Genomic DNA, 11,925 nt, shown 5'->3' with positions numbered 1-11,925 from the left:
GGAGGTCGGGCCGGTGCCCGGCCCGCGGGGTCGTCGCGATCGGCGCGGACGGGGTGCCGTAGCATGGTCGGTGAAGGGCGATGAGTCCTCGGTCCGGCGTGCGTACCTGCACGTCCGGCCCCGGGGTTCCCGTCACCCGGCGGCCCCCGACGGGTCGCCACAGGGGCGTAGCTCAACTGGCAGAGCAGCGGTCTCCAAAACCGCAGGTTGCAGGTTCAAGTCCTGTCGCCCCTGCACTGCGACGGTGCAGACATCGAGACGGCGCCCGGTTGCCGGCCGCCGAGCGTTCGGCGGCCGGAGGGCCGGGTGAGGACGGAACAGTGAGCGAGGAGCGCAGCGGCCGCGGGGCCAATCGGCCCGACGGCGACGACGCGCGTGCCGACGCCCGTCCCACCACGGCCGCCGGTCGACGCCGTCGTGGCGCGGGTGACGAGTCGGGGACCGGGTCGGTCGCCACGAAGGGCGGGGCCACCCCGTCCCGCGACGGCCGGTCGACGGGGTCCGAGGGCTCCGTCATCGCGCGGTTGCGTCGCTTCCTGCGGGAGGTCGTCGCCGAGCTGCGCAAGGTGCACTGGCCGACGCGCCGGCAGATCGTCGTGTACACGGCGGTGGTCCTGGTCTTCGTGGCGTTCATGGTCACCCTGGTCGGGCTCCTGGACGTCGGGTTCCAGAAGCTGACCTTCACGCTGTTCGGCTGACCGCCCGCCCACCGGCCACGGCCGGCCCCGCCGTGCGGTCCGACGCCGCGCACCCGAAGGAAGTGAGAGAAGAAGTGACCTCCGCAGATGTTCCCGCCACCGGCCCCGAGGGCGGTGAGCCCGAACTCGTGGGCGAGGCCCGCACGCGCGGTGTGATCATCCGCGAGGGCTCCGACCTCAGCACCGAGGAGGCCCCGGCCACCCTCGACGACGCCGAGGTCGCCCGGGCCGCCGCGCAGGCGCGTGCGGACGGCGAGGTCCCCGAGGGCGACGACGAGGTCGACCCGGAGGCCGACCTGGCCGCGGCCCGTGAGGCGCTCGGGGGCACCCCCGAGGAGGAGGCCGAGGACCTGCCCTCGCAGGCGGCGGGAACCGGTGACGCGGCCGTCGTCGACGCCGAGGGCGCCCCGGTGGTCGTGCCGACCGAGCCCGAGGAGCCCGACGAGCCCGAGGACCCGGTCAAGGCGCTCAAGGAGTCGCTGCGGCTCGCCCCCGGCGACTGGTACGTCGTGCACTCCTACGCCGGCTACGAGAACAAGGTGAAGACCAACCTCGAGACGCGCGTGCAGACGCTCGACGTCGAGGACTTCATCTTCCAGGTCGAGGTGCCCACCGAGGAGGTCACCGAGATCAAGAACGGGCAGCGCAAGCAGGTCCAGCGCAAGGTGCTGCCCGGCTACATCCTGGTGCGGATGGAGCTCAACGACGCCTCGTGGAGCGCGGTGCGCAACACGCCGGGCGTCACCGGCTTCGTCGGGGCGACGTCGCGGCCCTCGCCGCTCACCCTCGACGAGGTCACCAAGTTCCTGCTGCCGCGCCAGGAGGCGCCGGCGAAGAAGGCCAAGGGCGGCGACACCGCCGCGGCGGCCGCCGACACCCGCGGGCCCGCGCCGGTCGAGGTGGACTTCGAGGTGGGCGAGTCGGTCACCGTCATGGACGGCCCGTTCGCCACGCTCCCGGCGAGCATCTCCGAGGTCAACGTCGACGCCCAGAAGGTCAAGGTCCTGGTGTCCATCTTCGGCCGGGAGACCCCGGTCGAGCTCGGCTTCAACCAGGTCTCGAAGATTTAGTCGTCCCGCGGAGTCCGGTCCGCGGGACGGGTCCCGAACAGGAACGTGAGGAAGTCCCAGGCATGCCCCCGAAGAAGAGGCGACTGTCCGCGGTCGTCAAGCTGCAGATCAAGGCCGGCGCGGCGACGCCCGCTCCGCCGGTCGGCCCGGCGCTGGGCCAGCACGGCGTCAACATCATGGAGTTCTGCAAGGCCTACAACGCCGCCACCGAGGCGCAGCGTGGTCAGGTCGTGCCGGTCGAGATCTCGATCTACGAGGACCGCTCCTTCACCTTCGCGCTGAAGACGCCGCCGGCCGCCAAGCTGCTCCTCGCCGCCGCGGGGATCCAGTCCGGCAGCCCGACGCCGCACACGAAGAAGGTCGGCTCGGTCACCGACGCCCAGGTCCGCGAGATCGCGCAGACCAAGATGGCCGACCTGAACGCGAACGACCTCGACCAGGCCGCCAAGATCATCGCCGGGACCGCCCGGTCGATGGGCCTGACCGTCTCCGGCTGAACCACTCCGCCGGAGTCGAGTGGGAGGGCGTGCGCCGCCCGTCACCACACCTGATCCGCCATCTCACGAAGGACAGAGCATGAAGCGCAGCAAGGCCTATCGCCAGGCCGCCGAGCTGATCGACGAGGAGCACCTGTACGCGCCCCTCGAGGCGGTCGAGCTCGCGAAGAAGACGGCGAGCACGAAGATGGACGCGACCGTCGAGGTCGCCATGCGGCTCGGCGTCGACCCCCGCAAGGCCGACCAGATGGTCCGCGGCACGATCAACCTGCCGCACGGCACCGGCAAGACGGCCCGCGTCATCGTGTTCGCCACCGGTGACAAGGCCACCGAGGCCGAGGCCGCCGGCGCCGACGTGGTCGGCTCCGACGACCTGATCGAGCGCATCCAGGGCGGGTGGCTGGAGTTCGACGCCGCCGTCGCCGCGCCCGACCAGATGGCCAAGGTCGGTCGGGTCGCCCGCATCCTCGGCCCGCGCGGCCTGATGCCGAACCCGAAGACCGGCACGGTCACCCCGGACGTGACCCGTGCGGTCTCCGACATCAAGGGCGGCAAGGTCAACTTCCGCGTGGACAAGCAGGCGAACCTGCACCTGGTCATCGGCAAGGCCAGCTTCGACGCCGAGAAGCTCGTCGAGAACTACGGGGCAGCCCTCGACGAGATCCTCCGGGCGAAGCCGTCCGCCGCCAAGGGTCGCTACGTCAAGAAGATCACCGTGACCACGACGATGGGCCCGGGCATCCCGGTCGACCCGAACCGCACGCGGAATCTGACCTCCACGGAGGCCTGACCCGCGCACGTCGTACTGGCCCGGGACACCCCGCTCGACGGGGGGTCCCGGGCCGTCGCGTATCCTGGACCGGACAGCCCGACGGGTCCGCCCGTCGGCGAGCACCACCACTGTCACCGAGTTCCACCCGAGACCGCTGGTCTCCTCCCGGAGCGTCCACCACGGACGGTGCGGGAGGACGAAGGTCCGCTCCGGCGGACGGCCCGCGCAGGAGAACGAGGAACGGTGTGGGTGGCCCCGGGCCGCCCGCGTCACCGAGCCCCGTGCGCCTGCGCACGGGGCTTTCGTCGTCGTCGGGCCCGTCATTTCCGGGCCCGTCGTTCTCGGGGGAACACCGTCCGAACGCCCGAGTGAGGAGAGGAGGCGCGGATGGCTGAACGTGCACCGGCCGCCGACAAGGTGGCCGCCGTCGCCGAGATCACCGCGGAGTTCCGCGACGCCTCGGCCATGGTCGTGACCGAGTACCGGGGCCTGACGACGAAGCAGATCACGCAGCTGCGTCGGTCGCTGGGCAACGACGTGAACTACACGGTCGCCAAGAACACGCTGGTCAAGCTGGCTGCCGCCGAGGCGGGGGTCGAGGGACTCGACGAGCTGCTCGTCGGTCCGACGGCGATCGCCTTCGTGTCCGGGGAGCCCGTGGACGCCGCCAAGGCGCTGCGCGACTTCCAGAAGGACAACAAGGCCCTCGTCGTCAAGGGCGGCTACATGGAGGGGCGTCCCCTCTCCGCCGACGAGATCACCAAGCTGGCCGATCTGGACTCCCGCGAGGTCCTGCTGGCGAAGCTCGCCGGCGCCATGAAGGGCAACCTCGCCAAGGCCGCCGGCCTGTTCAACGCCCCGGCCTCGCAGATCGCCCGCCTGGCCCAGGCCCTGCAGGACAAGCGTGCCGCCGAGGGCAGCGGGAGCACCGAGGAGGCCGTCGCCGCGGTCGAGTCGGCCGACGCCGCCGCTGCCGAGTCCTGATCCCCGTCACCACCCCCTGAACGAAGAAAGAGGGACCGCCACCATGGCGAAGCTTTCCACCGACGAGCTGCTCGACGCCTTCAAGGACATGACGCTGCTCGAGCTCTCGGAGTTCGTGAAGAAGTTCGAGGACACCTTCGAGGTCACCGCCGCCGCCCCGGTCGCCGCCGCCGCGCCCGCCGCCGGTGGCGCCGCTGCCCCGGCCGAGGAGGAGAAGGACGAGTTCAACGTCGTCCTCGAGGCCGCCGGCGACAAGAAGATCCAGGTCATCAAGGTCGTCCGCGAGGTCGTCTCGGGCCTGGGCCTCAAGGAGGCCAAGGAGCTCGTCGAGAGCGCGCCGAAGCCGATCATCGAGGGTGTCGCCAAGGAGGCCGCCGAGGCCGCCAAGGCGAAGCTCGAGGAGGCCGGCGCCAAGGTCAGCCTGAGCTGATCCGGCCGTAGCCGGCGCGTCTCCCCCGGACGGGGGAGGCGCGCTACCACCGCTCGGAGGGGTGGGGTCCGACACGGACCCCGCCCCTTCGGCTTTTCTAGACCGTTCGGAGCAGCACCTTCCGGGTCCGACTCACCCGAACGCCGCGTTCCGGCTGACGTGCTACGCGGAGGTATCCCTGACGGGTGACCCGGGTTACCCGTCCAGTAACCTCCCGTCGCGCAGGTCGTTGTCGCTGTGATGCCCGACTCCTCGGGCCGTCGCGCCGTAATCGGGCGCACAGTTCGGACGGGTCACCACACGATCCGGTCCGTCCCACGGCGAGGTCGGACATCAGGCCGGGAGGCATTCAATGGGTGGCGTCGAGGTCGGGATCAAGAACCTCTCGAAGTCCTTCGGCAGCTCCAACATCTGGTCCGACGTCACGCTGACGCTCCCGGCCGGTGAGGTGAGCGTCCTGCTGGGCCCGTCGGGTACCGGTAAGTCGGTCCTGCTGAAGTCGATCATCGGTCTGCTCAAGCCCGAGAAGGGCTCGATCTTCATCCACGACACCGACCTGGTGCGGTGCTCGGAGTCGCGGCTCTACGAGATCCGCAAGCTGTTCGGGGTGCTGTTCCAGGACGGCGCGCTGTTCGGGTCGATGAACCTCTACGACAACGTGGCGTTCCCGTTGCGTGAGCACACCCGCAAGGGCGAGTCCGAGATCAAGGACATCGTCATGGAGAAGCTCGACCTGGTCGGGCTCGGCGGCGCCGAGGACAAGCTGCCCGGCGAGATCTCCGGCGGGATGAAGAAGCGCGCCGGGCTGGCCCGCGCGCTGGTGCTCGACCCCGAGATCATCCTGGTCGACGAGCCGGACTCCGGCCTGGACCCGGTGCGCACCGCGTACCTGAACCAGCTGATCGTCGACCTGAACACCCAGCTCGACGCGACGATCCTCATCGTCACCCACCACCTCGGCACCGCGCGCTCCCTCCCGGACAACATCGGGATGCTGTTCCGGCGCAACCTGGTGATGTTCGGCCCGCGCGAGGTCCTGCTGACCTCCGAGGAGCCGGTGGTCCAGCAGTTCCTCCAGGGCCGCCGTATCGGTCCCATCGGGATGTCCGAGGAGAAGGACACCGCCCAGATGGAGGCGGAGATGGAGGAGCTGAAGAAGCAGGGCGGCTCGGCGGAGTCCGAGGAGTCCTTCATCGACCCCCAGCTCAACCCCACCGAGGGCCTCGGTGAGCGCAAGGCGGTGCAGCGCCGCAAGGACCGGGTCATGCAGATCCTGCACACGCTCCCGGAGAAGGCGCAGACCGCGATCCTCGAGTCGCTGACCGACGAGGACATGGAGCGCTACGGGATCTCCAAGGACCAGGACCGCACGGAGCTGATCGAGCTCACGCGGGACAACCCGCCGGAGGACGCCGACCCGTTCGGCTACCAGGCGATGGAGGAGAACCAGACCGAGTCGATGACCGAGGGGTCGCCCGAGGAGGCCGGGGGAGAGCCCGGGTCCGGGAACCCCGACGGCGACGCGGAGGCCCGCAAGGCGCCCCCGGAGCCCCCGGAGTCCGACGAGCCGCTGGTCGGTGTCCCGGTCGACGACTACGCCGGCGGCACGGTGGTGCTCCCGCAGGCCGGCGAGCACACCAAGTCCGAGGACGAGAAGTCCGACGAGAGCGGCGCCGCCCCCGAGGACGGGTCCGACTCGAGCTCGGAGATGACCGAGACGGCCGAGGACGACACGGCGACCTCGCCGGAGAAGGACGCGGAGTCCGACGAGGAGCCCCGCACCGAGCAGATTCCGGTGTCGCAGGACGGCGGGTCGTCCGGCTCGTCGGCGGCCTCCGGGCCCGACGAGGGGCCGACGCAGCTGGTCGCGACGCCGGGTGCGGCGTCCGACCGGGGCGACGAGCGGTCCGGGTGGGCGATGCCCGCCGCGACCGGTGCCGAGGGCCGTGAGCAGTCCGCGGCCGACCAGCTGGCCGGCGGCGCGAACCCGCAGAACGGCCCCGGGCAGGGCGGGTCCGACGCGGAGCGCAAGCGCTCCGAGGGCGGACTCCGTCGACTCTTCCGCCGGAGCGACTCGTGACCTCTCGCATCACCGCCGGGCGCTTCCCGGGCGCGGGCGCCCTCTCGGCGACCGGCAAGCTCTTCGCCCTCGGTCTGGACATCTTCGTCGGCATCTTCCAGCGGCCGTTCCAGACCAAGGAGTTCATCGAGCAGTGCTGGTTCATCTCCCGGGTCTGCATCCTCCCCGCGGCGCTCGTGTCGATCTCCTTCGGCTCGGTCATCTCGCTGCAGCTGGGGTCGCTGATCCGGCAGTTCGGCGCCCAGTCGTTCTCGGGCGCCGCCAGCACCCTGGCCGTCATCCAGCAGGCCGCGCCGGTCATCTGCGCGCTCCTGGTGGCGGGCGCGGGCGGGTCCGCGATCTGCGCGGACCTCGGCGCCCGCACCATCCGTGAGGAGATCGACGCGATGGAGGTGCTGGGCATCAACCCGATCCAGCGCCTCGTCGTCCCCCGCGTCCTCGCGGCCATCCTCGTGTCGGCCCTGCTCTTCGGGCTGGTCTCGATCGTCGGTGTCGCCGGCGGCTACTACTTCAACGTGGTCCTGCAGGGCGTCACCCCGGGCGCCTACATCCAGGGCTTCTCGGCGCTCTCGAAGCCCAGCGACCTGCTCGTCGGGTTCATCAAGGCGGCGTTGTTCGGCCTCGCGGCCGGGATCGTCGCGGCCTTCCGGGGGTTGAACCCCTCCGGCGGTCCCAAGGGCGTGGGGGACGCGGTCAACCAGGCCGTGGTCATCACGTTCATCCTCCTGTTCGCGATCAACGTGATCGTGACGGCCGTCTACCTGAACCTCGTCCCACCGAACAAGTTCTAGGTACGGACCCCCTCCCCATGCGGCTCGCTCCCCACACAGCCGGAGACACATCACGATGGCAGTGATCACGCGTCGCGCCCGCGCGCTCGTGGACGGCCCCCTCGGCGTCCTCGACACCATGGGGGACCAGGCGGCGTTCTTCGCGAAGACGATCGGCTGGATCCCCCGCACCCTGCGGCGCTACAAGCGCGAGGTGCTGCGCCTCCTCACCGAGGTGGCGTTCGGCTCCGGCGCGCTCGCGCTCATCGGCGGCACCGTCGTCATCGTCGCGACGCTGACGTTCTTCACCGGCTCCGTCGTCGGTCTGCAGAGCTACTCGGCGCTGAACCAGATCGGCACGTCGGCCTTCTCCGGCTTCGTGACGGCGTACTTCAACACCCGCGAGGTGGCGCCGCTGGTCGGGGCGCTGGCGCTCTCCGCGACGGTCGGCGCCGGCTTCACCGCCCAGCTCGGCGCCCAGCGGGTGTCCGAGGAGATCGACGCGCTCGAGGTCATGGCGGTGCCCTCGCTGCCGTTCCTCGTGACCTCGCGCGTCATCGCCGGCTTCATCGCGGTCATCCCGCTCTACGTCATCGGCCTGGTCGCCTCCTACCTGGCGTCCCGGCTGCTGGTCACGAACTTCTACACGCAGTCCTCGGGCACCTACGACCACTACTTCAACCTGTTCCTGCCGCCCGAGGACGTCGTCTACTCGTTCGCCAAGGTGCTGGTCTTCGCCTTCGCGATCATCCTGATCCACTGCTACTACGGCTACAACGCCGGTGGCGGGCCCGCCGGCGTCGGCGTGGCGGTCGGTAACGCGGTGCGGAACTCGATCGTCGTCTTCACCGTCCTGGACAACCTGCTGACCCTGGCCATCTGGGGCACCACGACGTCGGTCCGGATCGCCGGATGACCGCGCCGGTGAAGGACCTCCGCCCGCCGCTGACGTCGACGCGGCGCCGCCTCTACGGGGTCGCGCTGCTCCTGATCATCGCGCTGGTGATCGGGCTCTGCCTCGCGCAGTTCAACAAGGTGTTCAAGTCCGTCGAGATGGTCACGCTGCAGACCGACACGGTCGGCAACCAGCTCTCCAAGCAGGGCGACGTCAAGGTCCGCGGCGTGATCGTCGGCGAGATCCGGTCGGTCTCCTCGGACGGGCAGAAGGCCACCGTCGAGATGGCCATGGACCCCGATGCGTTGTCCGCGATCCCGAGCAACGTCACGGCCCGCCTCATCCCGAAGACGCTCTTCGGTGAGCGCTTCGTGTCGCTGGAGATCCCGCCGAACCCGACGCAGCGACGCCTGCAGGGCGGCGACCTGATCGGCGAGGACCGGTCGCAGAACGCCGTCGAGACCGAGCAGGTGCTGAACAACCTGCTCCCGGTCATCCAGGCGGTCGAGCCGCAGAAGCTCTCCGACACCCTCGGCGCGATCTCCATGGCGCTCTCCGGCCGCGGCACGCAGACCGGTCAGACCCTGGTGCAGCTCAACCAGTTCCTCACCGGGATCAACCCGTCGCTGCCCGACCTCATCAACGACCTGCGCCTGCTGGCCCCGACCGCGGACATCTACAACGCCGCGCTCCCGGACCTGCTCTCCGCGCTGGACAACCTGGTGACGACGAGCCGCACGCTCGTGGAGGAGCGGGCGGCCTTCGAGTCGACCTTCCGCTCGGTCACCTCGGCCTCGGACGTCACGACGACGTTCCTCGCGGCGAACCGCGCGAACATCATCGAGCTCGCCGCCCGGTCGTACCCGGTGCTGGACCTGCTGCGGCGGTACAGCCCCGAGTTCCCCTGCCTGTTCCAGCAGCTGACCGACCTGACGCCCAAGATCAACGACGTCCTCAAGCCGGACACGGGCATCCAGATCGCGGCCGAGATCGTCATCGACCGCGGCAAGTACGTCCCGAGTGACGCCCCGGCCTACCGGGACACCCGCGGGCCGCGCTGCTACTTCGTCAACGGCAAGGCGCCGCAGTACCCGCCGGGCGGCCCGTTCGCCGACGGGTCGTTCGCGCCGCCGGCCTCGTCGAACTCGGGCATGGCCGCCACCGGCGGTGACAACGGCGGGGTCCAGACCCGCGTCGCCACCCCGCAGAACACCGGTGGCAGCACCTCCGGTACGAGCACCGCCCCGGCGCCCACCGAGGGCCAGGGCGCGGCGCGGATCGACGCGGCCAACATCGGTCTGCCGAACACGCCCAACTCCCCGGAGGAGCGCAGCTTCGTGACCGAGCTGACCGCCATGCAGATGGGCGTCGCCCCGTCCCAGGTGCCCGCGTTCGCGCCCTACCTGACCGGCGCGACCCTGCGCGGCACGACGGTGGAGCTCCGATGAGGGGGGTCGTCGCGCCGCTGGTCAAGCTGGTCATCTTCGCGATCGTCACCGTCCTGTCGGTGGTCCTGCTGCTGGGCACGATCCAGAACAACTTCTTCGCCTCGACCCAGGAGTACAAGGCGCGGTTCACCGACGCCTCCGGCCTCATCGCCGGCAGCGACGTGCGGATCGCCGGCGTCCGGGTCGGCCGGGTCAGCGACGTCCAGGTGGTCGACCGGTCGGTGGCCGAGGTGTCGTTCACCGTCGAGGACACACGCAAGCTCCCGATCGGGTCGCGGTACGCGATCAAGTACCAGAACCTCGTCGGGCAGCGGTACCTGGACATCCAGCGCGGCAACGGGCCGATGAACCAGTACCTGCAGCCCGACGGGGTGGTGCCGGTGACGCAGACGCAGCCGCCGCTCAACCTCACGGTCGTGTTCAACGGGTTCAAGCCGCTGTTCCAGGCGCTGAGCCCGGACGACGTGAACAAGCTGTCCTTCGAGATCATCCAGGTCCTCCAGGGCGAGGGCGGGAACATCAACCAGCTCCTCGCCAGCACCGCCTCGCTGACCTCGACGATCGCCGACCGCGACGCCGTCATCGGCCGGGTCATCGACAACCTGAACCTGACGCTCGACACCGTGAACGCCCGGGACGACAAGCTCTCGAGCCTCATCGTGTCGCTGCAGCAGCTCGTCAGCGGGCTCGCCCAGGACCGGGTCGCGATCGGCTCCACCCTGCAGCCCATCGCCGACCTCACGCAGGTCACGGCCGGCTTCCTCGCCGACGCCCGCCCCCCGCTGCGCGACGACATCGTCAAGCTCGGCACGGAGGCCGACATCCTCAACCGCAACCGAGGCCTCGTGGAGAACGCCTTGCGGAACATCCCGCAGAAGGCCAACAACTTCGGGCGGGCCGGCAGCTACGGGTCCTGGTTCAACTTCTACCTCTGCCAGGCCGGGGTGCGCATCGACACGACCCTCCCCGGGCCGATCCAGCTCCCGATCCCGAACCCGATCCAGATCGACCTCCCGGTCGGCATCATCAGCGACGCGAACCGGTGCTCGTGATGAGGCGGATGAAGCCGTTCCGCAAGCGGAACCCGATCATCATCGGGGCGGTGAGCCTGCTCGTCCTGATCCTCCTGACGGTGGCCTCGCTGAACATCCGCGACCTGCCCCTCATCGGGCAGGGGGCGACGTACACGGCGCGCTTCGGCGAGGCGGCGGGCGTCCAGCCCGACGACGACGTCCGCATCGCGGGCATCCGCGTCGGTTCGGTCACCGACGTCACGCTCGACGGCAACGACGTGGTCATCTCGTTCAAGGCGCCCGACGCCTGGATCGGCGACCAGAGCCGCGCCTCGATCGAGATCAAGACGCTGCTGGGGCAGAAGTTCATCGCCCTCGACCCCGAGGGTTCCCAGCCGCTCGACCCGGACGTCGCGATCCCGCGGAGCCGCACCACGGCCCCGTTCGACGTCATCCAGGCGTTCTCCGACCTCACCACCAACGTGGAGGCGCTGAACACCGACCAGCTCGGGGAGAGCCTGAACACGCTCTCGCAGACCCTCGACGGCGCATCCGGCCCGATCCGGCCGGCGCTCGACGGGCTGTCCCGGCTGTCGCGCACCATCTCCTCCCGCGACCAGGAGCTCGCGAAGCTGCTGGCGAACACGCGGGCGACGACGCAGGTCCTCGCCGACCGCAACCGCGACGTCGAGGTGCTGATCCAGAACGGCAACCTGCTCCTCGGGGAGCTGCGCAGCCGCAAGGCGGCGATCGACGACCTGCTCAACGGGACGATCGCGCTGTCCAACCAGCTGCGCGGCCTGGTCGCGGACAACCGGGCGACTCTCGGCCCGACGCTGGCGAGCCTCAACGGCGTGCTGACCACGCTGCAGCAGAACTCGGCGAACCTGGAGAACGGCATCCGGCTGCTCGGACCGTTCGTCCGCGTGTTCGCGAACGTCGTCGGCAACGGCCGGTGGTTCGACGCCTACATCTGCAACCTGGACCCGCCCGGGGACCTCGGCTGCAACCCGAACGACACGGCCGCGCAGCAGCAGTTCATCGGCGGCCTCCTCGGCGGGCTCAGCCCGAACCAGGCGTCCGTCACCAGCGCCGTCAACCAGCTCGGGGGACCGCTGCTGCAGGCCGGCCAGGCGGCCGGGATCAACCTCGGCACGCTCTTCCCGGGCGGTGTCCCGCTCATCAACCCCGCCGCCATCGGTCAGGGCCAGACGGCCCAGGCCCCGGCCCAAGCACCGGCCCAGCAGCCGACCCAGGGAGGGGGCTGA

Annotated in this window: 11 protein-coding genes, 1 tRNA gene and 1 pseudogene; all 13 read left to right on the top strand. The window is 70.3% G+C overall.

The genetic code is table 11. The features are described from left to right. Positions 1–161: 161 nt before the first annotated feature. A tRNA-Trp gene (locus BJ983_RS19265) sits at positions 162–234 on the top strand. An 86-nt stretch (positions 235–320) separates the two neighbouring features. Further along, a complete protein-coding gene (gene secE / locus BJ983_RS32435; RefSeq protein ID WP_179795293.1) occupies positions 321–698 on the top strand; it encodes a preprotein translocase subunit SecE in 378 nt (125 codons plus the stop codon). Between the two features lie 128 nt (positions 699–826). Beyond that, positions 827–1,768 (top strand): transcription termination/antitermination protein NusG, encoded by a 942-nt coding sequence (nusG, locus tag BJ983_RS19255; protein ID WP_179798007.1) that lies wholly within the window; start codon positions 827–829, stop codon positions 1,766–1,768. 62 nt (positions 1,769–1,830) lie between these two features. Beyond that, entirely contained in the window at positions 1,831–2,265 is a 435-nt protein-coding gene (gene rplK, locus BJ983_RS19250; protein ID WP_018330885.1) for a 50S ribosomal protein L11, read from the top strand. A gap of 79 nt (positions 2,266–2,344) precedes the next feature. After that, complete coding sequence (gene rplA, locus BJ983_RS19245; RefSeq protein ID WP_179795292.1) at positions 2,345–3,055, top strand: 50S ribosomal protein L1; 711 nt, start codon at positions 2,345–2,347, stop codon at positions 3,053–3,055. A 369-nt stretch (positions 3,056–3,424) separates the two neighbouring features. Further along, complete coding sequence (rplJ, locus tag BJ983_RS19240) at positions 3,425–4,021, top strand: 50S ribosomal protein L10 (protein ID WP_179795291.1); 597 nt, start codon at positions 3,425–3,427, stop codon at positions 4,019–4,021. A 43-nt stretch (positions 4,022–4,064) separates the two neighbouring features. Continuing rightward, positions 4,065–4,451, top strand: a complete 387-nt coding sequence (gene rplL, locus BJ983_RS19235) for a 50S ribosomal protein L7/L12 (RefSeq protein ID WP_179795290.1) — start codon at positions 4,065–4,067, stop codon at positions 4,449–4,451. A 352-nt stretch (positions 4,452–4,803) separates the two neighbouring features. Continuing rightward, positions 4,804–5,964: pseudogene (locus BJ983_RS31015) on the top strand (ABC transporter ATP-binding protein); the annotation flags it as partial. Positions 5,965–6,527: 563 nt separating this feature from the next. Next, complete coding sequence (locus BJ983_RS19225; protein WP_179795288.1) at positions 6,528–7,322, top strand: ABC transporter permease; 795 nt, start codon at positions 6,528–6,530, stop codon at positions 7,320–7,322. A gap of 55 nt (positions 7,323–7,377) precedes the next feature. Beyond that, positions 7,378–8,217: an MlaE family ABC transporter permease gene (locus tag BJ983_RS19220; protein ID WP_179795287.1), complete on the top strand. Its 840-nt coding sequence runs from the start codon at positions 7,378–7,380 to the stop codon at positions 8,215–8,217. Beyond that, positions 8,214–9,644, top strand: coding sequence for an MCE family protein (locus BJ983_RS19215; RefSeq protein ID WP_179795286.1), 1,431 nt, complete (start codon positions 8,214–8,216; stop codon positions 9,642–9,644). The genes BJ983_RS19220 and BJ983_RS19215 overlap by 4 nt, the downstream gene beginning before the upstream one ends. Beyond that, positions 9,641–10,696: an MCE family protein gene (locus tag BJ983_RS19210; RefSeq protein ID WP_179795285.1), complete on the top strand. Its 1,056-nt coding sequence runs from the start codon at positions 9,641–9,643 to the stop codon at positions 10,694–10,696. The genes BJ983_RS19215 and BJ983_RS19210 overlap by 4 nt, the downstream gene beginning before the upstream one ends. An 8-nt stretch (positions 10,697–10,704) precedes the next feature. After that, on the top strand, positions 10,705–11,925 hold the full coding sequence (locus BJ983_RS19205) for an MCE family protein (protein ID WP_246325619.1): 1,221 nt from the start codon (positions 10,705–10,707) through the stop codon (positions 11,923–11,925).

Source organism: Actinomycetospora corticicola, assembly GCF_013409505.1.
Classification (GTDB): domain Bacteria; phylum Actinomycetota; class Actinomycetes; order Mycobacteriales; family Pseudonocardiaceae; genus Actinomycetospora; species Actinomycetospora corticicola.
This window is presented reverse-complemented; position numbering and strand designations above follow the sequence as displayed.

Excerpts from the sequence above, each read along its gene's own strand:
- rplL (WP_179795290.1), top strand. The coding sequence starts at position 4,065 with ATGGCGAAGCTTTCCACCGACGAGCTGCTCGACGCCTTCAAGGACATG.
- BJ983_RS19215 (WP_179795286.1), top strand. The coding sequence starts at position 8,214 with ATGACCGCGCCGGTGAAGGACCTCCGCCCGCCGCTGACGTCGACGCGG.
- rplA (WP_179795292.1), top strand. The coding sequence starts at position 2,345 with ATGAAGCGCAGCAAGGCCTATCGCCAGGCCGCCGAGCTGATCGACGAG.
- BJ983_RS19205 (WP_246325619.1), top strand. The coding sequence starts at position 10,705 with ATGAAGCCGTTCCGCAAGCGGAACCCGATCATCATCGGGGCGGTGAGC.
- BJ983_RS19220 (WP_179795287.1), top strand. The coding sequence starts at position 7,378 with ATGGCAGTGATCACGCGTCGCGCCCGCGCGCTCGTGGACGGCCCCCTC.
- rplJ (WP_179795291.1), top strand. The coding sequence starts at position 3,425 with ATGGCTGAACGTGCACCGGCCGCCGACAAGGTGGCCGCCGTCGCCGAG.
- rplK (WP_018330885.1), top strand. The coding sequence starts at position 1,831 with ATGCCCCCGAAGAAGAGGCGACTGTCCGCGGTCGTCAAGCTGCAGATC.
- BJ983_RS19210 (WP_179795285.1), top strand. The coding sequence starts at position 9,641 with ATGAGGGGGGTCGTCGCGCCGCTGGTCAAGCTGGTCATCTTCGCGATC.